The organism is Roseateles paludis (assembly GCF_039872745.1).
In the GTDB taxonomy this organism is placed as follows: Bacteria; Pseudomonadota; Gammaproteobacteria; order Burkholderiales; family Burkholderiaceae_C; genus Pelomonas; species Pelomonas paludis.
Genome location: NZ_JBDPZD010000003.1, coordinates 149683 through 173213 on the forward strand (window position 1 = coordinate 149683; position 23531 = coordinate 173213).

The 23531-nt window shown below is 67.7% G+C and carries 19 protein-coding genes; 14 read left to right on the plus strand and 5 right to left on the minus strand.

What is annotated here, in order from left to right; translation table 11 throughout:
* Nucleotides 1-7: 7 nt before the first annotated feature.
* From ABDJ85_RS11965 to ABDJ85_RS11980, 4 genes are all read left to right on the plus strand, one after another.
* On the plus strand, nt 8-2107 hold the full coding sequence (locus ABDJ85_RS11965; RefSeq protein WP_347705011.1) for a bifunctional rhamnulose-1-phosphate aldolase/short-chain dehydrogenase: 2100 nt from the start codon (nt 8-10) through the stop codon (nt 2105-2107).
* A 20-nt stretch (nt 2108-2127) separates the two neighbouring features.
* Entirely contained in the window at nt 2128-3420 is a 1293-nt protein-coding gene (gene rhaI / locus ABDJ85_RS11970) for an L-rhamnose catabolism isomerase (protein WP_347705012.1), read from the plus strand.
* A 135-nt stretch (nt 3421-3555) separates the two neighbouring features.
* Nucleotides 3556-4191, plus strand: coding sequence for an MBL fold metallo-hydrolase (locus ABDJ85_RS11975; protein WP_347705013.1), 636 nt, complete (start codon nt 3556-3558; stop codon nt 4189-4191).
* Nucleotides 4192-4229: 38 nt separating this feature from the next.
* The gene (locus tag ABDJ85_RS11980) at nt 4230-4892 is read left to right on the plus strand and encodes a Crp/Fnr family transcriptional regulator (RefSeq protein WP_347705014.1); all 663 of its coding nucleotides are present in this window, start codon (nt 4230-4232) and stop codon (nt 4890-4892) included.
* Between the two features lie 131 nt (nt 4893-5023).
* Here ABDJ85_RS11980 and ABDJ85_RS11985 read toward each other — a convergent pair whose 3' ends face one another.
* Nucleotides 5024-5974 carry a M48 family metallopeptidase gene (locus tag ABDJ85_RS11985; protein WP_347705015.1) on the minus strand — a complete coding sequence of 317 codons (951 nt, stop codon included), beginning with the start codon at nt 5972-5974 and terminating at the stop codon, nt 5024-5026.
* Between the two features lie 219 nt (nt 5975-6193).
* Between ABDJ85_RS11985 and ABDJ85_RS11990 the strand changes: the two genes are divergently transcribed.
* From ABDJ85_RS11990 to ABDJ85_RS12000, 3 genes are all read left to right on the plus strand, one after another.
* Complete coding sequence (locus tag ABDJ85_RS11990) at nt 6194-6703, plus strand: flavin reductase family protein (protein ID WP_347705016.1); 510 nt, start codon at nt 6194-6196, stop codon at nt 6701-6703.
* 47 nt (nt 6704-6750) lie between these two features.
* Nucleotides 6751-7587 carry an N-acetylmuramidase domain-containing protein gene (locus tag ABDJ85_RS11995; RefSeq protein ID WP_347705017.1) on the plus strand — a complete coding sequence of 279 codons (837 nt, stop codon included), beginning with the start codon at nt 6751-6753 and terminating at the stop codon, nt 7585-7587.
* 95 nt (nt 7588-7682) lie between these two features.
* A complete protein-coding gene (locus ABDJ85_RS12000; protein WP_347705018.1) occupies nt 7683-8855 on the plus strand; it encodes a hypothetical protein in 1173 nt (390 codons plus the stop codon).
* Nucleotides 8856-8867: 12 nt separating this feature from the next.
* Here the strand turns inward: ABDJ85_RS12000 and ABDJ85_RS12005 are convergent, their stop codons facing one another.
* Both ABDJ85_RS12005 and ABDJ85_RS12010 read right to left on the minus strand, forming a co-directional pair.
* Nucleotides 8868-10772 (minus strand): potassium transporter Kup, encoded by a 1905-nt coding sequence (locus ABDJ85_RS12005; RefSeq protein WP_347705019.1) that lies wholly within the window; start codon nt 10770-10772, stop codon nt 8868-8870.
* A gap of 111 nt (nt 10773-10883) precedes the next feature.
* Complete coding sequence (locus tag ABDJ85_RS12010) at nt 10884-11618, minus strand: C40 family peptidase (protein WP_347705020.1); 735 nt, start codon at nt 11616-11618, stop codon at nt 10884-10886.
* A 248-nt stretch (nt 11619-11866) separates the two neighbouring features.
* Here ABDJ85_RS12010 and ABDJ85_RS12015 point away from each other — a divergent pair, with 248 nt between their 5' ends.
* On the plus strand, nt 11867-13783 hold the full coding sequence (locus ABDJ85_RS12015; protein WP_347705021.1) for a propionate--CoA ligase: 1917 nt from the start codon (nt 11867-11869) through the stop codon (nt 13781-13783).
* A 12-nt stretch (nt 13784-13795) separates the two neighbouring features.
* Here ABDJ85_RS12015 and ABDJ85_RS12020 read toward each other — a convergent pair whose 3' ends face one another.
* Nucleotides 13796-16135 carry a diguanylate cyclase domain-containing protein gene (locus tag ABDJ85_RS12020; protein WP_347705377.1) on the minus strand — a complete coding sequence of 780 codons (2340 nt, stop codon included), beginning with the start codon at nt 16133-16135 and terminating at the stop codon, nt 13796-13798.
* A 147-nt stretch (nt 16136-16282) separates the two neighbouring features.
* Between ABDJ85_RS12020 and dinB the strand changes: the two genes are divergently transcribed.
* Genes dinB through ABDJ85_RS12050 form a run of 6 tightly spaced genes read left to right on the plus strand, consistent with a single transcriptional unit; the run spans nt 16283 to nt 21512 of the window.
* Entirely contained in the window at nt 16283-17527 is a 1245-nt protein-coding gene (gene dinB / locus ABDJ85_RS12025) for a DNA polymerase IV (RefSeq protein WP_347705022.1), read from the plus strand.
* Between the two features lie 8 nt (nt 17528-17535).
* On the plus strand, nt 17536-18087 hold the full coding sequence (locus tag ABDJ85_RS12030; RefSeq protein WP_347705023.1) for a DUF7482 domain-containing protein: 552 nt from the start codon (nt 17536-17538) through the stop codon (nt 18085-18087).
* Nucleotides 18088-18104: 17 nt separating this feature from the next.
* Complete coding sequence (locus ABDJ85_RS12035; RefSeq protein ID WP_347705024.1) at nt 18105-18542, plus strand: hypothetical protein; 438 nt, start codon at nt 18105-18107, stop codon at nt 18540-18542.
* Nucleotides 18543-18555: 13 nt separating this feature from the next.
* The gene (locus tag ABDJ85_RS12040) at nt 18556-19455 is read left to right on the plus strand and encodes a LysR substrate-binding domain-containing protein (protein WP_347705025.1); all 900 of its coding nucleotides are present in this window, start codon (nt 18556-18558) and stop codon (nt 19453-19455) included.
* Nucleotides 19456-19503: 48 nt separating this feature from the next.
* On the plus strand, nt 19504-20655 hold the full coding sequence (locus tag ABDJ85_RS12045; RefSeq protein ID WP_347705026.1) for an alpha-hydroxy acid oxidase: 1152 nt from the start codon (nt 19504-19506) through the stop codon (nt 20653-20655).
* Nucleotides 20652-21512 (plus strand): DUF2785 domain-containing protein, encoded by an 861-nt coding sequence (locus tag ABDJ85_RS12050; protein WP_347705027.1) that lies wholly within the window; start codon nt 20652-20654, stop codon nt 21510-21512. Before ABDJ85_RS12045 ends, ABDJ85_RS12050 begins: the two co-directional genes overlap by 4 nt.
* Before the next feature lie 177 nt (nt 21513-21689).
* On the opposite strand, the gene ABDJ85_RS12055 is transcribed toward ABDJ85_RS12050, so the two are convergent.
* Nucleotides 21690-23480 (minus strand): SIR2 family protein, encoded by a 1791-nt coding sequence (locus ABDJ85_RS12055; protein ID WP_347705028.1) that lies wholly within the window; start codon nt 23478-23480, stop codon nt 21690-21692.
* Nucleotides 23481-23531: the final 51 nt, after the last annotated feature.

The window sequence follows — 23531 nt, forward strand, 5'->3', positions numbered from 1 at the left end:
AGGTTGCATGAGTGACACACGGCAGAAGGAGGCCATCAAGTCCCGCTGGGATCAAGGGGTGGCTGCCGGCCTGAGCGAACCGGAGCTTTTGCTGTACCGGTCCAACCTGCTCGGCTCGGATCTGCGTATCACCAATTTCGGCGGTGGCAACACGTCCGCCAAGGTCATGATGGCCGATCCGCTCGGCGGCGAGCCGGTGGAGGTGCTGTGGGTCAAGGGCTCGGGCGGCGACCTCGGCAGCATTGCGCTGGACGGCTTTTCCACCCTGTACATGGACAAGCTGCACGCGCTCAAGCGCCTTTACCGTGGCCTGGCGCATGAAGACGAAATGGTGGGCTACCTGCCGCATTGCACCTTCAACCTGAATGCACGCGCGGCCAGCATCGACACGCCCTTGCATGCCTACATTGCCCATCGGCACGTCGATCACATGCATCCGGATTCGGTGATTGCCATCGCCGCCTGCCAGAACAGCCGCGCGCTGACCCAGCAGGTTTTCGAGGGTCAGCTGGGCTGGCTGCCGTGGCAGCGCCCGGGCTATGACCTGGGCCTGAAGCTGGAGGCGCTGTCCCGGGCCGAGCCGCAGCTCAAGGGCATCATCCTGGAGGGGCACGGCCTGTTCACCTGGGGTGACACCGCGCAGTCTTGCTACGAAACCACGCTGGCCATGATCCAGCGCGCAGAGGATTGGCTGGCGACGAGCATTCGCAAGCCGGTCTTCGGCGGCCAGAAGCACCAGCCGCTGCCGGCCGACCAACGCCGGGCTTTGGCGACGAAACTGATGCCCCTGCTGCGCGGCAAGGTCAGCCGGGATGAATACAAGCTGGGGCACTTCGATGACGGTGCCGAGGTGCTGGAATTTGTCTGCAGCGCCGATCTAGCGCCGCTGGCGGCGCTGGGCACCTCCTGCCCGGACCACTTCCTGCGCACCAAGATCCGGCCCCTGGTCCTCGATTTCGACCCGGCCGCGCCCGATGTGGACCGGCTGGCCGAGGGCCTTGACCGGGCGCTGGAGGCGTATCGCGCCGATTACGCGGCTTACTACCAGCGCTGCAAACGCGACAACAGCCCGCCCATGCGCGACCCCAATCCCGTCATCTATCTGATTCCGGGCGTTGGCATGCTGTCCTTCGCCAAGGACAAGGCCACGGCCCGCATCGCCGGCGAGTTCTACGTCAACGCCATCAACGTGATGCGCGGCGCCCATGGCGTTGACCGCTACGTCGGCCTGCCAGAGCAGGAGGCCTTCGACATCGAATACTGGTTGCTCGAAGAGGCCAAGCTGCAGCGCATGCCAAAGCCCAAGAGCCTGGCGGGGCGCATCGCCCTGGTGACCGGCGGCGCGGGCGGCATTGGCCAGGCCGTGGCGCGCCAGTTGCTGCGCGAGGGCGCCTGCGTGATGCTGACCGATATCGACAGCACGGCGCTGGATGAGGCCCGGCAAAACCTGATCAAGGTCGCCGGCAAGGACAGCCTGGGCACGGTGCAGGCCGACATCACCCAGGAAGGGCAGGTGGCGGCCGTACTGGACGCGGCAGCGCTGCGTTTTGGCGGCGTCGACCTGCTCGTCTCCAATGCCGGCATCGCTTCGGCGGCACCGCTGGACGAGACCACGCTCGACATCTGGCAGCGGAATCAGGACATCCTGGTGACGGGCTACTTCCTGGTCAGCCGAGGCGCCTTCCAGATGATGAAGCGCCAGCAGTTGGGCGGCAGCATGGTGTTCGTCGCCAGCAAGAACGGCCTGGTGGCGTCTGCCGGCGCATCGGCCTACTGCACCGCCAAGGCCGCTGAAATCCACCTGGCGCGCTGCATTGCGCTCGAGGGCGCCGAGCACGGCATCCGTGTCAACGTCGTCAATCCAGACGCCGTGATCCGCGGCTCGCGCATCTGGGACGGCAAGTGGAAGGAAGAGCGTGCGGCGTCCAACAAGATCGATGCCGATGATGTCGAAGAGTTCTATCGCAAGCGCAGCCTGCTCAAGCGCAGCGTGCTGCCCGAGGACATCGCCGAAGCGGTCTACTTCTTGGTCAGCGACAAGGCGGGCAAGAGCACGGGCAACGTGTTGAACGTCGATGCCGGCAACGCCGCGGCGTTCACGCGCTGAAGCGGCAACAGGAGACAGGCATGACAAGCGTGATGGATGCCAGCCAGGTGGCGGCCCACAACTCAAAGCTGTTGGCGCAGCTTGAAGCCGACTACGCGGCCCTGGCAGGGGTACTGGCCAGGCGCGGCCAGGACATTGAGGCCCTGACAGCCCAGGCGCGGCACTTTGCCGTTGCCGTACCGAGCTGGGGTGTTGGGACCGGGGGCACGCGGTTTGCGCGCTTTCCGGGTCGAGGCGAGCCGCGCAATGTGTTCGAGAAGCTGGACGACTGCGCGGTGATCCACCAGCTGACACGCGCCACGCCAACGGTGTCGCTGCACTTTCCCTGGGACCGTCCCGAGGATGCGGCCGAACTTCGAGAGACCGCCGCAGCGCGAGGGCTGGGCTTTGATGCCGTCAACTCCAACACCTTCCAGGATCAAGCCGGCCAGCAGCACAGCTACAAATTCGGCAGCCTGACGGCGGGCCGCCTTGAGGTGCGCGAACAAGCGGTGCAGCACAACCTGGACTGCATCGCACTGGGGCAGGCGCTGGGCTCGAAGGCGCTGACCGTCTGGGTGGGCGACGGCGCCAACTTCCCCGGCCAACACAATTTGCGCGGCGCGCTGGAACGCTACCTGGACAGCATGCGCCAGATCTACGCCGGCCTGCCGGACGACTGGAGCCTGTTCATCGAACACAAGCTGTTCGAGCCCGCGTTTTACGCCACCACCATTGCTGACTGGGGCACCAGCTTTGCCTGCGCCACGGCCCTGGGCTCCAAGGCCCGATGCCTGGTCGATCTGGGCCACCATGCGCCCAACACCAACATCGAGATGATCGTGGCCCGCCTGGCCCAGTTCGGCAAGCTTGGCGGTTTCCATTTCAACGACAGCAAATATGGCGACGATGACCTGGACTCGGGTTCGATCAACCCGTTCCAGCTCTTCCTCGTGTTCAACGAGCTGGCCGACGCCGCGCTGCGCGAGCCGGGCTTGCGTCCCGCCTACATGCTCGACCAGTCGCACAACGTCACAGATCCCATCGAAAGCCTGATGTCGAGCGCCGCCGAGGTGCAGCGTGCCTATGTGCAGGCCGCACTGGTGGATCGCACGGCCCTCGCGGCTCATCAGCAGGACAACGATGCTCACCAGGCGGCGCAAACGCTCAAGCAGGCGTTTCGCACCGATGTCAGCCCCATCTTGGCCATGGCACGCTTGCGCAGCGGCGGCGCCATCGACCCGGTGGCTTGCTACCGTGCCAGCGGCTACCGCGACCGCGTCGCCGCCCAGCGTCCGGCGCGGACGGGTGCCAGCAGCAGCGGCATCGTCTGAACGACGCGGCTCGCCGCGCGGCATCTCAGCGGCGTTGGTCCGCGACGGCTTGCGGTGACGAGGCCAACGTGTCGTGGCGACGGGATGATCTGGCCAACGACAGGTCGGCACTTTGCCTTTAGAGTCCTGCGCGCCATGTCTCTCGCCTACGAAACCCTCCCCGTCACCCCGTTCCAACAGAACTGCTCGCTGGTCTGGTGCTCCGAGACCCGCGAGGCCGCTTTGATCGACCCCGGCGGTGAGCTGCCACGATTGCTGGCTGCCGTGAAGGCGCGCGGCCTGACGCTCAAGGCCATCTGGCTCACGCACGCGCACATCGACCATGCGGGCGGCGCGGGGCAACTGTCGCGCGAGGCGGCCTTGCCCATCATTGGCCCGCACCCGGGCGACCAGTTCTGGATCGACGGGCTGGCGCAGCAGAGCCAGATGTTTGGCTTCCCGGCGGCCGAGCCCTTTGTGCCGCAGCGGTGGCTGGCCGATGGCGACGAGGTCCAGATTGGGCACGAGACGCTGACAGTGCGCCACTGCCCGGGGCACACGCCAGGGCATGTGGTGTTCTATTCAGCGTCGGCAGGCCGCGTGTTCGTGGGCGACGTGCTGTTTGCCGGCAGCATCGGCCGCACCGACTTCCCCCGCGGCAACCACGGGCAGCTGATCGAGGCGATCCAGCACAAGCTGCTGACCCTGCCGGATGAGACCGTCGTCATCCCCGGCCATGGGCCTGAAACCCGCATTGGTGACGAACGTCGCAGCAACCCCTTCCTGCAGTGAGCGCAGCGGGCGAGTCTCGTAATATCGCGCCCCATGCCGTGTGGCCCCTCGCCCTCGGCATGCACCTGATGGCCGACGCCGCTCTCGATCAAGACCTGCAGTCCCTCCCGTCCTCATTGCGCGGCCTGGCCCAGCGCGGCACGGCGCGCAGCTATCGCAAGGGCGTGTTGCTGATCGAGGAGGGTTCGCTGGGTGACAACCTGTTCGTCATCGTCGCGGGGCAACTGCGTGCCTACAGCAGCGATGCGCGTGGCCGCGAGATCACCTACGGCGTCTATGGCCCTGGCGAGTACGTGGGCGAGATGAGCCTCGATGGCGGGCCGCGCTCGGCCAGCGTGATGGCCGAGGCGCCCACGCGCTGCATCATCGTCACGCGCGTCAACCTGCTGACTCACATCAGCGAGCACCCTGAGTTCGCGTTCGAGCTGCTGACCAAGGTGATTCGCCGCGCGCGCGCCGCGACGCTGTCCACCAAGCAGTTGGCGCTGAACGACGTCTATGGCCGCCTGCGCCTGTTGATCGAGCAAAGCACGCTTGACGGCGCGCAGATGGAATTCACCCACCAAGCCATCGCCCAGCGCCTGGGCTGCTCACGCGAGATGGTGTCCAAGCTGGGCAAGGACCTGGAGCAGGGCGGCTACCTGAGCCGCGTGGCCAATGGCTGCTACCAGCGCCTGAAGCCGCTCCCCGCCAGGTGGTGAAGCCCCCGCCTCAGCGGGTACGCTGAGCGCACCCCCCGAGGGGGTGCAATCTGTTGGGGGCAGGGCCCCCGCCAGATTGCATGACGGGCCGGCTTGGGGCGGCCCGGCGCTCGGCCCGAATACTTGGTGGTTCAGCCGCGCTTGAGCGGCGGGGCGACGGGGAAGCGGCGCGTGGGCTTGTCGGCGCGGGCGTAGAGGCCGGCGACCTTGGGGATGTTGGCTTCCAGGTCGCGGATGCGGGTGTCGTTGGACGGGTGGGTGGACAACCACTGCGGCGGCGCGCCCTTGCTGGCCTCGCTCATCTTGTGCCACAGGCGCACGGCGGCGGCGGGGTCGTAGCCGGCGCGGGCGGCCAGTTCGATGCCGATCAGGTCGGCCTCGCTCTCGTCGCCACGGCTGAACTTGAGCGACAGCAGCTGCGCGCCCATGCCTGCCGCCGCGCGGCCGAGGTTGCCCAGGCCGAGCAGCGCGGAGCCCAGTTCCACCACGGCCGAGGTGGCGGTGGACTTGCCCATGCGCTCACGGGCGTGCTCACGCAGCGCATGCGCCACCTCGTGGCCCATGATGGCGGCGACCTCGTCGTCCTCCAGCTTCAGCTGCTCCAGGATGCCGTAATAGAAGGCGATCTTGCCGCCCGGCATGCAGAAGGCATTGAGCGTGGGGTCGCCCAGCAAGGTCACCTCCCAGCGCCAGCGGCGGGCGCGCTCATTCCACTCGTAGGAGAACGGGATGATGCGTGAGGCGATCTCGCGCAGCCGGATGAGCTGGGGCTGGCCTTCCGGGGCCAGGCTGCGCTTCTGGGCCGCCTCCTGCTTGAGCGCCAGGTACTGCTGGGCCCCGGCCTTCTCGATCTGGTCGGCCGACACCAGGCCGACGAACTTGCTCTTCTCGCCCACTTCCACACCCTCGCGGGCCCAGGCGGGCACGGTGGGCAGAACGAGGCCCGCACCCAGCAGGCCCGTGAAGAGGCGCCGGCCGCGCTGCGGTGCGCAGGTACCGGCCGCGCAGTCGGCGCATTGCCCAAACTGGCGCGGGGCGGGGGTGGTGAGCGTGGCGTAGTGGAAGCTGTCGTCTTGCTGCATGCGGACATTTTCCAGGAGGCTGTCGGGCTTGGGGCGTCGAAGCGAAATTTGGGCGCAGCGAGGACAGTTTTTGCGGGATTCGCAGCGCCATAGCCGTAGCTATGGGGCAAGAAGTCCGTGAAAAATGGACCGCTGCGGCCGAATTGCAGCCGACGCTCCCAAGTCCGGCAGCCTCCACGCTTGGCAGCTACGCCACACGTCGCGTGGAGAATGCGCGCCATGTCAGACGCAGCTCCCGCCATGCCCGCCCTGGACCGCCAGCACTTCCGCTCGGCGCTGGGCATGTTTGCCACCGGCGTCACCATCATCACCGCGCGTGATCCGAGTGGCCGCTTGGTGGGGCTGACGGCGAATTCCTTCAACTCGGTGTCGCTGACGCCACCGCTGGTGCTGTGGAGCCTGTCGCGCCAGGCGGGTTCGCTGCCGGTGTTTGCGGCCGGCTCGCATTACGCGATCAACATCCTGGCCGCCGAGCAGATGCCGCTGGCCCAGCGCTTTGCCACGCGCGACATCGACCGCTTTGCCGGCGTGGCCTGGCGCGAGGGTGCGGGCGGCGCGCCGGTGCTGGAGGGCGCGGCGGCGGTGTTCGAGTGCGCCAACCGCAGCCAGTACGAGGAGGGCGACCACGTCATCTTCGTCGGCGAGGTGGAGCTGTGCAGCGCGCGCGCCGGCGCCACGCCGCTGATCTTCCACGGCGGACGCTACTTCACCGAACTGCCGATCGGTTGAGTTCTTGGGGGTGACGCTGGCACAGCGTCCGGCTACAAACCGACCCCATGCAAGACATCAAACGGGGTAGCGCACCCAAGCGCGACGCGGTCATCCTGCAGGTCTTCCTGCAGGCCTGTGGCTACACGGTGGACGTGGACGGCAACTTTGGCCCGGGCACTGAAAAAGCCCTGCGCCAGTTCCAGACCGACCAGGGCCTGATCAACGACGGCGTGGCCGGCCAGAAGACCTGGACGCGCCTCTTTGTGCTGCAGCCGGCGCTGCTGGCCGACATGAGCAGCCGCTGGCTGTCGCAGGCGCAGATCGCGGACTTTGCAGCGCGGCACAGCGTGGAGGTGCCGGCGGTGCGGGCGGTCTATGTCGTCGAGGCCGACGGCGTGGGCTTCCTCGGCCGCCAGGCCAAGATCCTGTTCGAGGGCCACGTCTTCTGGCGCGAGCTGGTGGCGGCCGGCAAGGACCCGCGCGCCTACACCGCCGGCAACGGCGACATCCTCTTCCCCAGCTACACGCCCGGCAGCTACAAGGGCGGCCTGGCTGAGTACGACCGCCTGGAGCGTGCCAAGGCCATCGACGAGCGCGCGGCGCTGCGCTCGGCGTCCTGGGGGCTCTTTCAGGTGCTGGGCTACCACGCCGAGACCCTGGGCTATGCCGACGTGTTCGACTTCGTCACCCGCATACAGCAAGACGAAGGCCAGCACCTGGAGGCCTTTGGCCGCTTCATCGAGGCCAACACCTACCAGGGCAAGACCCTGCTGGAGTGGCTGCGCCGCCGCGACTGGGCCCGCTTTGCCCGCGCCTACAACGGCCCGGCCTACGCCACCAACCAGTACGACACCAAGCTCGCTGAGGCCTACGCCAAGGCGCAGGCGCAAGTGGAGGGCTGAACGGAACGTCTCTGGGCGGGTGGGGCGTGTGAGCCGGATGAGCCTTTTGGGCGCGGTTTCCCGCGAATCCCAGCATCCCCTCACCTGGAGACATCATGTTCAAGCTTTCGGGGCGGGCCTCTGCGTCCGCTTTGGCCACGGTTTCACTGGCGCTCTCACTGGCCGGCCTGGCCCTGCCCATCCATGCCGCCGACGGCGCTGCCCAGGTCAAGGGCGAGCCGCGCATCGAGTTCACCGACTCCACGCCCGCCAAGCTGGGCAGCCTCAAGCGCGTGGCCATCACCAACGTGGTGCTGGAGTTCCAGACCAAGGTCTTCGCCGAGGAGATCACCGGCCGCCTGTCCAAGATGTACCTGTCGCGCGGCAACAGCTACTCGGACAACGTGCTGGCGGGCTTTGACGCCAAGCGGCTGGAAGAAGCCGCCAACCGCGTCTACGAGAAGCTCAAAGCCGACCTGACGGCCGCCGGTTTCGAGGTGGTGCCCGAAGCGGAGCTGAAAGCCCAGCCGCTCTACGAGAAGCTGCGCACCGAGATGGCCTACCCGCAGGGCTATCACTTCGGCAACACCGACGGGCACAGCCTGGTCGTCGGGCCCACGAGCCTGCCCATCTACCTGCCGCCGGTGGGCGAGCAGGGCACCTTCAGCGTCCACAAAAAGCTCAAGGGCAGCGCCCAGGCGCCGGAGCGCAGCTGGGGCGACAACGCCCGCATGTCCAGCACGTCCAGCTATGTGGCTGGCTGGGAGGTGGACCTGGCCAAGTCGCTGAATGCGCATTTGGTGCGGGCCTGGTACCTGGTCGGCTTTGGCGGCGCCACGGCAGCTACGGACTGGGATGCCATCAACACCGCGCACTTCAGCACCACGGCCACCTCGCGCACCGGCGCCTCGGCGGCGATGTACATCCGCGAGGGCCAGACGCGCATCGCCTTCCGCACGCCCGACGGCGACCGCGCCTATGCCCGCGAGTCCAGCCGCATCAGCGCGCTGCGCGGCGGCTACCGGGCCTATGACGGCGACGTGGTCGTGCGCCTCGACGAGACCCTGCCGGGGCAGATGGACTTCCTGGCCGAAGGCGGCGTGCAAAAGACCGAAGAAGACAAGCCCAGCGGTTTCCTGGGCATGCTGTCCGGCGCGGCCAAGAGCCTCAGCGGCACCACGGCCGACAACAGCTACAAGACCCAGGTCGACCCGCAGCGCTTTGCCGATGCAGCGGTTGAGCTGGTGGGCGCCGTGCAGCCGCTGCTGCTGGCCAAGGTCAAGCGTTGAATCATGCGCTGATCACAGCTGCACCCGCGTGCCCAGCTCCACCACCGCGTTGTCGGGCAGCCGGAAGTAGTCGGCTGCGCTGCCTGCGTTGCGGCTGAGTGCGGCAAACAGCGCCTCGCGCCAGTGCGCCATGCCGCTCTTGGGCACCACGGTTTCGCGGCTCAGGAAGAAGCTGGTCTCGGCCGGCTCGATGGCGAGGCCCTGTGCGGCGCAGGCGGCCAGGTCGCGCGGCACATCGGGTTGCTCCATGAAGCCATAGCTCAGCGTCGCGCGCCAGAAGCCGGGTGCCAGCGCTTGCAGTTGCAGGCGCTCGGCAGGCTCTACCCAGGGGCCGTGGTCAAAGCGCACCGTCAGCAGCAGATTGCGCTCGTGCAGCGTCTGGTAATGCTTGATGTTGTGCAGCAGGGCCTGCGGCACCAGCTCGGGGTTGGCCACGGGGTAGACGGCGGTGCGCGGCACACGAGCCTGGCCCGCGTCGGCACACAGGCTCTCCAGGAAGGGCTCCAGCGCCAGCCCCTCGCTTTGCAGCGCCTGGCGCAGCTCGGTGCGGCCCCGGGCCCAGGTGCTCATCAACAAGAAGATGCTCAGGCCCAGCGCCAGTGGGAACCAGCCGCCGTCAAAGAACTTGACCGCGCAGCCCGCCACCAGCAGCCCGTCCAGCAGCAGGAAGAAGCCCGTGGCGCCCCAGGCCAGCCAGGCCGGCAGGCCCCAGCGGTGGCGCACCACGAAGTAGGTCAGTACCGTGGTGATGGCCATGGTGAGCGTGACGGCAATGCCATAGGCGCCCGCCAGGCTCGACGAGCTGCGGAACAGCAGCACTGCGCCGATCACGCCGGCCAGCAGCGCCCAGTTGACGGCGCCGATGTAGATCTGCCCCGCCTCGGCGGCCGAGGTGTTGCGGATGGGCAGGCGCGGCAGGAAGCCGAGCTGGATGGCCTGCTTGGTCATCGAGTAGGCGCCCGAGATCACGGCCTGTGAGGCGATGACGGCCGCTGCCGTGGCCAGCAGGATGGCGGGCAGCACCAGGCCTTGCGGGAAGAGGCGGTAGAAGGGGTTGTCGATGGCACTCGGGTCTTGCATCAGCAGCGCGCCTTGGCCCAGGTAGTTGAGCGCCAGGGCCGGCAGCACCAGGCCACACCAGGCCAGGCGGATGGGCCGGGCGCCGAAGTGGCCCATGTCGGCATACAGCGCCTCGGCGCCCGTGAGGGCCAGCACCAGGGCGCCCAGCACCGGCAGCAGGTGGCTGCCGCGCGTGCTCAGGAACTCATAGGCATGCAGCGGGTTCAGCGCGGCCAGCACGCCAGGCGTCTGGGCAATGGCGAGGGCGCCCGTCACAGCCAGCACCGCAAACCACAGCACGATGATCGGCCCGAACACCCGGCCCACCGCATGTGTGCCATGGCGCTGCACGACGAAGAGGCCCACCAGCACCACCAGCGAGAGCGGCACCACATAGGCCTCCAACTGGGGGCTCAGCACCTTGAGCCCTTCCATCGCCCCGATCACCGACACGGCCGGGGTGATGACGCTGTCGCCATAGAACAGCGTGGCGCCGAACACCCCAAGCAGCAGCAGCCCCTGCCTGAGCTGCGGACGGCCCTGCACGGCTTCGGTGGCCAGGGCGGTGAGCGCCAGGCCACCGCCTTCACCCCGGTTGTCAGCACGCAGGATGAGCAACACGTACTTGAGCGTGACCACCAGCATCAGCGCCCAGAAGAGGGCCGACACAGCCCCGACGATGCTCGCCGCATCGGGCCGCAGGCCGGTGGCCGGACCAAAGACCTCGGCCAGGGTGTAGAGCGGGCTGGTGCCGATGTCGCCATAGACGACGCCGATGGCGCCCAGCGTGAGTGCGGCCAGGCCCTGGCGCGCGGCGTCGGGCATGGCGCCCGGCTTGGGTGTGGGCAATGCAGACATCTGCGACCCCTGGAGCTGAGATGCCCGCAGGGTGCGCGTCAGCGCGTCAGGAACGCATATGGAGGTGCGACAGCTGGCGGACAGCCCAGGGGCGCTACAGCCGCCAGGGCTTCAACGCTGCAGCGTGGCGGTGTCTGCGGCGGCGGCCGCTTTGAGGTCGGCCCGGCGAGCGCCGGTGAAGCGCTTGGCCCAGTAGGCGTCGCGCATGTCCTCCACCCGCACGGCACTGCCGGTGCGCGGTGCATGGATGAAACGGCCCTCGCCCACGTAGATGCCCACATGGCTGAAGGTGCGCTTCATGGTGTTGAAGAAGACCAGGTCGCCGGGCTTGAGCTCGTCCTTCTCGACCGACTTGAGGTTCTCGGAGCGGGCTTGCTCGTCGGCGCGGCGGGGCAGCACGAGGCCGACGCTCATCTCGAAGATGTGGCGCGTGAAGCCGCTGCAGTCAAAGCCGTTTTCGATAGAGGTGCCGCCCCGGGTGTAGCGCACCCCCAGGAAGTTCATGGCCGACAGCACCAGCTCCGAGGCCGTGTCGCGCACGCTGCCCAGCAGCCGGGCGGGGGCGCTGTCCGGCGCCGGCACCAGGCCGCGCTCGGTCAGGAAGCGGGTCACCGCGTCATTGGCGGCCGAGCGGTTGGGCGTGGCCCCGTTGGCGGCGGCGGCCAGCGCCTGCTGCTGCAGGCTGGCGCCGTAGGAGCCCATCATCGTGCCGGGTGGCGGTGCCGGCTGGGTTACAGCCGCTTGCGCCACGCCTTGCGCCTGCACGGCCGGCGCAAGGCCAAGGCCGAGGGCCAGGCACAGGGTCAGCAGCGAAAGGGGGTGGGCGAGAGCGCGGGAAACAGGCATCAATCAGGGCGGACTCGGAGGTGACGGCGTTGTCACACATCGGCCGCGCAGGGTAGGGAGGGCGCCGCAGAGCGTCAAGCCAAGCGGGCGCTGCCGGGGGGTGAATTTGGGGGAAACCCCAGGTTCTTCCGGCAAAGCAGGCGTGGCCATTGGAGCACGGGTTTGCGCTAGGTCAGGCTGTGGTCAGCAGTCAAAGCCCACACTCCGCGCCAAGCTTTTCATGAAACCCACCGAAACCGGCCGTCCCCATGCAAACCTACGCCGACTTCCACCGCCGCTCCCTGGTCGAGCGTGACGCCTTCTGGGCCGAGCAGGCCCAGCGCATCGACTGGCAGACCCCGCCTCAGCAGATCTGCGACACCAGCCGCCCGCCGTTTGCGCGCTGGTTTGTGGGCGGCACCACCAACCTCTGCCACAACGCCGTGGACCGGCACGCCGCCCAGCGGCCCACCGACCGAGCGCTGATCTGGGTCTCGACTGAAACCAACCAAGAGCGCATCTACAGCTTTGCCGAGCTGCAGGCCGAGGTCGAGTGCATGGCCGCCATCCTGCGCGAGCAGGGCGTGGGCAAGGGCGACCGGGTGCTGGTCTACATGCCCATGATCCCCGAGGCCGCGTTTGCCATGCTGGCCTGTGCGCGCATCGGGGCCATCCACTCGGTGGTGTTCGGCGGCTTTGCCTCGGGCAGCCTGGCCACGCGCATCGAAGACGCCACGCCGGCCCTGATCGTCAGCGCCGACGCCGGCAGCCGGGGCGGCAAGGTCGTGCCCTACAAGCCGCTGCTGGACGAAGCCATCCAGCTCTCGTCCCACAAGCCGGCCAAGGTGCTGATGGTGAACCGGGGCCTCGCCGCCTTCGAGCCCGTGGCGGGCCGTGATCTCGACTACGCCGCAGCTCGCGCTGTCTTGCAGGGCACCCGCGTGCCCTGCGAATGGCTGGAGTCCAACAGCCCCAGCTACACGCTCTACACCAGCGGCACCACCGGCAAGCCCAAAGGCGTGCAGCGCGACACCGGCGGCTACGCCGTGGCCCTGGCCGCCAGCATGGACTACGTCTACGGCGGCAAGGCGGGCGAAACCTATTTCTCCACCAGCGACATCGGCTGGGTGGTGGGCCACAGCTACATCATCTATGGCCCGCTGATCGCCGGTATGGCGACTGTCATGTACGAGGGCCTGCCCATCCAGCCCGACGCGGGTGTGTGGTGGAGCCTGGTGGAGCGCTTCAAGGTGACGGTGATGTTCAGCGCGCCCACGGCGGTGCGCGTGCTCAAGAAGCACGACCCGGCCTACCTGAAGAAGTACGACCTCTCCAGCTTGCGCGCGCTCTTCCTGGCCGGCGAGCCACTGGATGAGCCCACGGCGCGCTGGATCTCCGAGTCACTCGGCGTGCCCATCGTCGACAACTACTGGCAGACCGAGACCGGCTGGCCGCTGCTCTCGGTGGCCAACCACATCCCCGGCGTGGCGCCCATGCCCACGCGTTTCGGCTCGCCCGGCGTGCCGATGTTTGGCTACGACGTGCGCCTGCTCGACGAGAACACCGGGCTGGAGCTGACCGGCGCTGACCAGAAAGGCGTGCTCACCATCCGCTACCCGCTGCCGCCCGGCTGCCTGCAGACGGTCTGGGGCGACGACGAGCGCTTCGTGCGCACCTACTGGACGGGCATCTCGGGCCAGCAGGTCTATTCGACCTTCGACTGGGGCGTGCGTGACGCCGATGGCTACACCTTCATCTTGGGCCGCACCGACGACGTGATCAACGTGGCCGGCCACCGCCTGGGCACGCGCGAGATCGAGGAGAGCATCTCCAGCCACCCGGCCGTGGCCGAGGTGGCCGTGGTGGGCGTGGCCGACCAGCTCAAGGGCCAGGTGGCGCTGGCCTTTGCCGTGCTGCGCGACGCCAGCCGCGCCGCCACACCCGAGTTGGCCAAGGCCCTGGAGGCCGAGGTGATGAAAGTGGTGGACGGGCAACTGGGCGCCGTCGCGCGGCCCGCGCGCGTGCTGTTTGTGAGCGTGCTGCCCAAGACGCGCTCGGGCAAGCTGCTGCGCCGCGCCTTGCAAGCCGTGGCCGAGGGCCGCGACCCGGGCGACCTGACCACCATCGACGACCCCAGCGCCCTGGCGCAGGCGAAGGCGCTGCTGGCGCCCGCCGTGCCAGCCTGAACCCGCAGCGCCTCAGCGCAAGCGGCCCGAGCCCGAGGGGCTGAAGTCCGCAATGATGGTGCTGCTGCCGCCGGTGGCGCCTTCGCCCTGCCGCTGGCTGCGGCGGCGGCGCTTCTCGGCGTACATCATGCGGTCGGCGTGGGCCAGCACTTCGTCGAGCGACTCGGTCGAGTCCGCATTGACCAGGTAGCCGCCAAAGCTGCAGGCCACCGGGTAGGGCTTGGTGCTGGCGGCGTTGTACTCGGTGAAGCGCCTGGCCAGGCGCTGCTCGATCATGGCGATGGTGTCGGCTGCGCCGCTGCGCGTCAGGGCCACGAACTCGTCCCCGCCGATGCGGGCCACGATGTCTTCCTGCCGGAAGCATTGCTGGATCAGCCGGGCGGCCTCGCAGATGGCGGTGTCGCCCTCCTCGTGGCCATAGACGTCGTTGATGTGCTTGAGGCCGTCCATGTCGGCAAAGATCAGGCTCATGGGCTGGTGGGTGAGGCGCGCGGTGCGCATCACCGTTTCGGCCAGCTCCAGGAAGCCTCGGCGGTTGAACACGCCGGTCATGGCATCACGCATGGCGATGTGGGAGAGGTCTTCGTTGGCCGCGCGGGCGCGCTCCAGGTCCAGGCGCAGCAGCTCGCGCGCGGCGTCCAGCTCGCGCACCAGCAGGCTGTGGTGCAGGCTGCCCGCAATCTCGTGGCGCAGCTCCTCGTAGGAGAAGCGGTCCTGCGTGCGGCGCTCCAGCACGATGAAGCCGAAGTGCTCGTTGTGGTGGAACATCGGGAAGGGCATCAAGGCCCGGGCCTGCGTCTGGCCGGCAAGCTCGGCGGCGGCGGGCAGCAGCGTGGCGGTCGAGTACTCGTACTCGCACCACTCCGGGTGCAGCTCACCGCCATCGAGCGCAAACACCAGGCGCGAGGTAGACGGCAGGCCCACGCTGTTGATGCTCTCGAAGGACACCGGATGCTGGTAGAGCGCCACATAGCAGGTGCGCACCTCCAGGGCCCGCAGGCCTTCAGCCAGGCCCGAGAGCAGGGACTCCAGGATGTCGGCCGTCACCCGGGTCTTGAACTTCAGGTGCAGGTTGGAGGTGTCGTCAACGGTCTTGTGCTCCAGGTCACCCACCAGGTCGGCGGTGTTGGCGATCAAGACCTGGCCGCGGTGCAGCCGGCCCACGGCCAGGCTGGCGGCGCCGGGTGCAAGCTGCTCCAGCAGACGTTCCTGGATGCCGAGCAGGAAGTTCTGCAGCAGCGAGGCCTCCAGCCCTTCACCGCGCCAGAGCTTGAAGAGCTGGTTGAGCACCGCTTGGTAGTTCTGGTCGTCGTCGGGCTTTGCCAGCGCCTCGCGCAGGCGCAGCATCTTGTCGGCCAGGCGCTCGTGCAGCCGGGGCGGCACGCTCATCGAGTCCATCAGCACCTGCACGTGGCCGCGCAGGTCGGTGACGGGCTCTTCGCGGTTGGCCGCCGCCAGGCCCAGGCAGCCGCAGGAGCGCCGCCTGACGAGGCGGGAGGACAGGCGGATGTCGCGCGGCGGTGTCTGCCCGCAGACCTGGGCATGCAGCATGCGCATCGCCTCGGCGCCTTGCTCGGCAATGTTCTGGTTGACCGAGGTCAGCGAGGGCCGGGCGTTGGAGTAGCTGCGGATGTCGTCAAAGCCGCCCACCGCCAGGTCGTCCGGCAGGTTCAGGCCGCGCTCCAGCGCCACGCCCATGCAGCCCCAGGCCATGTGGTCGTTGGCGCAGACTACCGCGTCCATCGGCACGCCCAGGTCGAGCAGGCGGCGCAGCTCGTCGCGCCCGGAGGCAATGTCGAAGTGCCCACGGCCGCGCAGCAACGGGTTGGGCGTGATGCCGGCTTCGGCGTGGGCGTCCAGGTAGGCCTGCAGGCGCTCGCAGGCGTCGCTGCTCTCGGGCGGCCCCTCGATCATGGCCACATGGCGGTAGCCATGGTCCACCAGGAAGTGCTTCACCAAGGCCTTGAAGCCGCTGTAGCCGTCCACCGTCACCGACGGCCAGCCCTCCACCTCGCAGCCCACCACCACCGTGGGGATGTGCGCAAAGCGCCGGCGCACCTCGTCAAACGGCAGGGTCACCGAGGTGTAGGACGCCAGGTTGGCGCCCAGCACGATCAAGCCGTCGATGACGGCGTCGTCCACGAAGCCGTAGTTGACGTTGAACTGCCGGGCAAAGGCCGGTGGCGTGCCCGTGCGCAGGACGGAATAGATCAGCAAGTCGACATCCAGCTCGGCAGCGGTGTGCCACAGCCCCTCCAGCATGGAGAGCAGGTAGTCGCCTTCAAACTCGGTGCCAACAACGCCGAAGCGCGGGCGAACCCGCGAGGTCGGGCTCAGGTCGAACTGGGTCATGGTCACGCCAACGCCTTTTGCGAACCGATGTCGGGTGATGTTGTCACGGCCGGTCAAAAAGGGTGACGGGTTTGCCAGGGGGTGGGGTGGGTTTCTGAGCCGTTTGCCGCATTTCCTAGGGCTTGTGCGGCTGCGGACAATGCAGGCATGACGTCCGATGACCCGGCCGAGTTCGTTCCCACCGTTGCGCCCCGGCGCTGGATCGCCCACCTTGACATGGACGCCTTCTATGCGTCCGTTGAGTTGCTGCGTTACCCGCAGCTCAAGGGTCAGCCCGTGGTGATCGGTGGCCGGCGCGCCGATGCACCGCACCAGGACGAAGCCGGCCAGTGGCACTACGCCCGGCTGCGCGACTACACGGGGCGTGGCGTCGTCACCACCAGCACCTATGAAGCGCGCGCGCTCGGTGTGTTCTCGGCCATGGGCACCATGAAGGCGGCGCTGCTGGCGCCCGATGCCGTGCTGCTACCGGCCGACTTTGAGGCCTACCGGCGCTACTCACGGCTCTTCAAGGCCGCCGTTGCCGAGGTGGCGCCGGTGATTGAAGACCGGGGCATTGACGAGATCTACATCGACCTCACCGACGTGCCCGGCGTGCACGACGCCGTGGGCCACGACCCGCTGGGCGGCGTGCGTGCCGTGGCGCGCGAGATCAAGAACTCGGTGACGCGGGCCACCGGGCTGTCCTGCTCTATCGGTGTCACGCCCAACAAGCTGCTGAGCAAGATCGCCAGCGAGCTGGACAAGCCTGACGGTTTGACCGTGCTGACCGAGGCCGACATCGCCACCCGCATCTGGCCGCTGGGCGTGCGCAAGGTCAACGGCATCGGCCCCAAGGCCGCCGCCAAACTGGGCGAGATGGGCATCGAGACCGTGGGCGAGCTGGCTGCCACGGACCCCGCCTTGCTCATCGAGCACTTTGGCAAGAGCTATGGCGCCTGGCTGCACGCGGCCGCCCATGGGCGCGACAGCCGCCCGGTCGTCACCCACAGCGAGCCCGTTTCCATCAGCCGCGAGACCACCTTCGAGCGCGACCTGCACGCCGTGCGCGACCGCGCCTTGCTCGGCAGCATCCTCGACGACCTCTGCGAGCGCCTCGCGGTCGACCTGGCCCGCAAGGGATACGCCGGCAAGACGGTGGGCATCAAGCTGCGCTTCGAGGGCTTCCACACCGTCACGCGGGACCAGACCTTCCCGGCCGCCGTGCAGACGGCCGCCGAGATCCGCCGCGCCGCGGGCCTGTGCCTCAAGCGGGTGGACTTCGACAAGCGCCTGCGCCTGCTGGGTGTGCGGGTGGGGCACCTCGTGGCGGCGACAGCGTCACGCCAGCCTGTTGCCTCGCCCGCTGCCGACGCTGCGGCCGAGCCGCAGGAGAATCTGCCGCTCTTCTAGGAGGTCTCATGAAAGCATCGCTTTGCGTTTGGGCTTGCGCGCTTGGGCTGGCCGCGGCCTTGCCGGTGTACGCACAGGTACAGGCACAAGTTCAGGCACAGGCGAGCCCGGAGCCCAGCAAGACCGAGACCGTGCTGCGCCTGCAGCGCGCCTGGGTGGACGGCCGGCAGGTGGAGTACATCAGCACCGACGTGTCCGACCCCAACATGGCCAAGGCCAACGGTGTGAACTACGTGCCGCGCCTGGCTGATGCTTTGGGCGAGGGCCGCAAATCCATCACCGAGCGGGTCTACAAGTTCCCCAAGGGCGAGCAGATCAGCGTCTTCCCCTCGGCCCCGCTGCCGGCCGGGCCGGGCAATGCCAACACCAGCTACAGCCCGCTGTGGCGCGTGGTGATGGTGAGCTGGCTCAAGCCCGAGCGCGTGCGCGAGCTCAAGTCCGAGGAAGAAATCCTGGCCTTTGAGGAGAAGGGCGACCTGGCGCTGAAGGTGACCAACGTGGTCGCCAACTGCCCCATCGTGGGCGCGGCCGATGGCACGCGACTGGTGGGCTCGCGGTGAGGGTCTGGCTTGCTGGCTTGATCGCACTGGCCGCATGCCGGCCCGCCCTGGCCTTGGACGCGGCACCAGCCTCTTTACCAGCGCCGGCCGCATCGGCAGTCTGGCCGGCCTTCACGCTCGAATGGGCGCGGGCCGCGCGCTGTGTCCTCTTCCAGGACGCCCGACTCGCCAAGCTGGCGGGCGAGCTTGGCATGCGCTGGGACAGCGGCCGCTGGGTGGCCGGACCGCATGCCTTGCTGGGTTCAACGCAGGCGATCGAATTTGGGCCCGAGGAGCGCGTCTTTGAGGTGCCGAGCCCAGACGGCTCGGGGGTTGGCAAGATCCTCGTCTTCAAGGTGACGGCGCAGGGCCAGTTCGAGCTGGAGCGCTACAGCCGGCTGCGCACACCGGACCGGATGATGTGCGCCCGCGCGTCGGTGTACCTGTCGCGGCGCGTGGCCGCGTCGGCGCCTTGATCGGGAGCGTGTTTTGAGCGCCCGCCTGCCTTCCATTGACGCCTTGCTCGCCTTCGAGGCCAGCGCGCGCAGCGGCAGCTTCGAGGCAGCGGCCGAGGCCCTGCACATCACGGCCAGCGCCGTGGCCAAGCGGATCGCGGGGCTCGAAGACCTGCTGGGCCTGGCGCTCTTCACCCGCGCCGGCAAGGGCTTGCAGCTCACCGCCGCCGGGCACGACTACCTGCCCCAGGTGCGCGAGGCGCTGGCGCGGCTGCGCGCCATCCCGCTGCACCAACGGGCCAGCCAGGGGCGCGAGCGGCTGCACGTCAGCTCCACCCCCACCTTTGCGCGCCAGGTGCTGGTGCCCGCGCTGCCCGCCTTCACCGCCGCGCACCCCGAGGTCGAGCTGGAGCTGACGCTCTCCGTCCCGCTGCTGGCCGAGGGCGATGCGGCGGCGGACGTGGACATCCGCCACGGCCCGGTGCCCGAGCTGCTCTCGCCCGCGCAAGTGCTGCTGCGCGACCGCCTCACGCCGCTGGCCGCCCCCGTGCTGCTGGCCGGCCGGGCGCTGGCCACGCCCGCTGACCTGCTGAACCTGCCCCTGCTGCGCACGCCGCTGCAGCCCTGGTCGCCCTGGACCCAAGCCGCTGGGCTCAACGCCGCCGAGCCTGACCAAGGCCCGCGCCTGGTGGACCTGGGCCTGGTGCTCGCCGCCGCGCTGGCCGGGCAGGGCGTGGCCCTGATGCGCCTGAGCCTGGCGCAGCACGAGCTGCAGGAGGGCCGCCTCGTGCAGCCCTTTGGCCTGACGGTGGAGGCCGAGCGGCATTACGGCCTGGTGGTGCACCGCCCCGGCGCGGCGGCCGAGGCCTTTCGCACCTGGCTGCACGCGCACTGCGCCACCTTGGCGGCGGAACTTTCTTCGCCCCGCCCCTGAGGGAAATTCCGGGACACAGCCGGGCAGGGCGCCGCAGAATCCCGCCCCATGCCTGTCATCACCTGCATCGAAGATCTCCGCCAACTCGCCGAGCAGCGCGTCCCGCGCATGTTCTACGACTACGCGGATTCCGGCTCCTGGACCGAGTCCACCTACCGCGCCAACGAGAGCGACTTCCAGCGCATCAAGCTGCGCCAGCGCGTGGCCGTCAACATGGAGAACCGCAGCACCGCCGTGACCATGGTCGGCCAGGCGGCCAAGATGCCCGTGGCGATGGCGCCCGTCGGCCTCCTGGGCATGCAGCACGCGGATGGCGAGATCCACGCCGCGCGCGCGGCCGAGAAGTTCGGCGTCCCCTTCACGCTCTCGACCATGAGCATCTGCTCCATCGAGGACATCGCCGAGCACACCTCGGCGCCGTTCTGGTTCCAGCTCTACATGATGCGCGACCGTGAGGCAATGGCCCGCATGATCGACCGCGCCAAGGCCGCCAAGTGCTCGGCCCTCGTCCTCACGCTGGACCTGCAGGTCATCGGCCAGCGCCACAAGGATTTGAAGAACGGCCTCTCCGCCCCGCCGCGCCCCACGCTGGGCAACCTCATCAACCTCGCCACCAAGCCGCGCTGGTGCCTCGGCATGCTGGGCACGCGGCGCCACACCTTCCGCAACCTCGTCGGCCACGTCAAGGAAGTGAGCGACATGAAGTCCCTCGCGTCCTGGACCAATGAGCAGTTCGACCCGCGCCTCTCCTGGGCCGACGTCGTCTGGGTCAAGGAGCGCTGGGGCGGCAAGCTCATCCTCAAGGGCATCATGGATGCCGAAGACGCCCGCCTCGCCGTGCAGGCCGGCGCCGACGCCATCGTCGTCAGCAACCATGGTGGCCGTCAGCTCGACGGCGCGCCCAGCAGCATCCACGCGCTACCCGCCATCGTCAGCGAAGTGGGCAGCCAAACCGAGGTCTGGATGGACGGCGGCATCCGCTCCGGCCAAGACGTGCTCAAGGCCTGGGCCCTGGGCGCACGCGGCACCCTGATCGGCCGCGCCATGGCCTACGGCCTCGGCGCAATGGGCGAAACCGGCGTCACCAAGGCCCTGCAGATCCTGCACAAGGAGCTGGACGTGACCATGGCCTTCTGCGGCCACACCCAGCTGCGCAACGTGACGCGGGACATCCTGGTCCCGGGCACCTTCCCGCAATGAAGTCGCGCGGGCTGCTCTTGCTCGCGGCATGGCTGCTGGCCCAAGCCGCCAGCGCCTGCCAACTGCAGCAAGCCCCCGCCACTGACGACACCGCCGCCTGGCAAAGCCGCGCGCTGGCCTTGCTGCCCTGCCTGGGCCACCCCGACCCCAAGTTGCGCGACGAAGGCGCCTTCGAGACCTTCGCCGCCTGGATGCGCGACAAGCGCCTGCAGCCCGCCACCCTGCAATCCATGCGCGCCCAGCTCGTGGCCGTGCTGCGCGCGCCACCAGACGCGGCGGGTGTGCACCAGCCCTTTGCCATCCTGCTGCTGGCCGAGCTGGCGCGGGCAGACCGCCTGCAGCCCTATCTGTCCCTTGAGGAGCGCGCCGAACTCGTGAGCCTCGGCGCCACCTGGTTAGAGCAAGTGCGCGACTACCGAGGCCTGAGCGACACCGAAGGCTGGCGCCACGGCGTCGCCCACGCGGCAGACCTCGCCCTCCAACTCGGCCTCAACCCCGCCCTGGACCGCGCCCAACGCCAACGCCTGCTCCAAGCCGTCAGCAGCCAGGTCCTCGCCGACGGCACCCGCGGCGGCCACCACGCCTACCGCTTCGGCGAAGGCCAACGCCTCGCCCGCGCCGCGCTCAACCTGCACCTGCAGCTTGGTACCTCGGCGGCAGAGTGGGCGGCGTGGCTCCAGGCCATTGCGGCGCCGATAGAGCCCGGTGGGGTTTGGGACGAACTGCGGCTGGCGCGCATGCACAACCTGCGGGAGTTTTTGTGGCCGTTGATGGCGGGGGTGCTGCAGGTGCCGGATGCGGTGCTGCGGGAGGCTTGGCTGAAGTCGATTCAAGAGGTGTTGCAGAAGCTGGGGTGAAGAGCGCTGCACGCATTCCTTCGCCTGAAGGCGAGCGCTAGGTCGCACAAAGGAATGCCATTCGCAGGAGCAATGACGGCTGTGCAGCGTGGCGGTCGTTGACGAACGATGTCGTCAGCCTGTATTCGCTCGACCGGCGATTGTCCGACGCGGCTGCAACTGCAACCCCTAAAACGGCTACCAACTCATGCGACCGGCGAAGCGCTTGAAGTTCTCAGCAAACAGCTGAAGGAATCGGTGACTGCCCTTGGCGAATCCCGCCTTCAACAACTCAGCGATTCGTGCTTCATCTTCAAGTTCTTGAAGCAACAGGCGAGTTCCTGCGGTACGCCATCCGGCACGGCCAACTGGCATCCAACTCAGAACTTCACGTTGAGCTGGTGATGCGAGGGCCGCTTCAAGCCGAGCTTCATCGTTGTCTTGGAATTCAGCAAGCGACGCTAAGACCTCGAAGCGCTCGAACAGCAACTCAAAAGCCGCATCCACGCCAGCAAAGCTCTTGCCCCAGTCGGTCATCACTTCAAGCAAGTGGTCACTCAAAGGGGTCTTCCGGCGCTCCATTCCTTCAAGGTTCTGCCAAAGCTGCTGGTCGGCGCCAGGCCATGAACCAAGAAACAGCGTTGAGACCACTCGTTGCGCTTCACGATGTTCTAAGGCCAGAGTGGCGGTCAGCAACTTGAGAAGCGTGCTCCAGCGCGCAGCCTTGGTGAGCCCAATGCCGTATGCGGTCAGTAGCAGGACTGCCGGATACGCGCGGAGGTTGAGCCAGACGTTCAATCCACTTCCAATTCTCCCGGCATGGTGGTGAACGTTTCGCAGCGCATCCAGAAACACCTCAAGTTCCTTGCCGTCACCCCAGCGCCCGAGCACGCCGGACATGCGCGCGAGGGGTTCGGTCAGCGACTCATACAACTGGACCCTTGCGCGAAAACCTTCTGGACTCCATTGCGCGTTGGGTGAAAAGGTGGCGGCGTCTAGCTGTTCGAGCAATCGTCCAGTCTCCTGCGCGAAGATCTCGTCAAGCTGGATGCGGTGCTCTGGCTTGCTCAAGTAGCGCTTTGTACTGCTGACGAGCAGTTCGATGCTGAGTGGGTTTTGCCGTTGACTCTGCTCGAGGATCTCAACGCGCCTGCTCAGCGCATCGAAGAACTCATCGGCACCGGTGATCGGCACAACCCTGGCGGCTCTGTGTGCCACCAAGTCCTGCGCGCCGCCTTTTATCTCGCCACGCGTCGTCCAGTACACCGGATAGCGCCGATTTGGTGCCCGTAAGAAGGCTGCTCGCAGCGCGTGATCCCATTCGCCGGACCACCCACTGATGATCAAACCGTGCTCGTCAAAGATGCGGTCTAGCAGTCGGTCGTAACTTTCGGGGTAAGCGCTTAGCTCCTGATCCGTGTTCAGGATTCGCGCATCCTTGTAGTCGCCGTGTAGTTTGAGCAAGTAGCAGCGACTGTGCGTAAGCGGCTCTGCGCCCGAAAGCGCATCGGCACTAGCAATCACGGTTGGCTCGATTCCCTGTTCGCGAAGGGCGCTCTCCATGAGCCTGTCGAAGTTGGTCGTAACGATGACCCGGACGTGACCATCACGAACCAATCGTGCGATTGCATCGTGTGCCTTGGTAGGGGTCTTTCGACCTTCCTCTCGATCCTTCTTATCCGCTTCGATGTAGCGATGCAGGATCGCCCTTCGCTCGTCAGGAGCGGTTGCGATTTCCTCCAATAACTTCGAGTAGCTGGGCTCTTGACCGAACTTCTCGCGGTACCAATGCGCCCAATCTGGCTGATCTTCAACGCCTTGGGCGATTGCTATCCGGCGGATCAGATCCAGCGTGATCTCCCAACCCGTGGGTATCTCCGCAGCGCGAGAGATCCCTGATCCGAGGAGCACGGCAAACACTCCCTTGTTCTCGAACACTGAGAATGCAAGTTGAGTGACAGGGTCGCCTTGAAGGATGGTCTTCGTCATGAGCGGCAGTGTGCATCGGCCGCCAAACTGGCCCGCGCCGCAGGAGCAGTT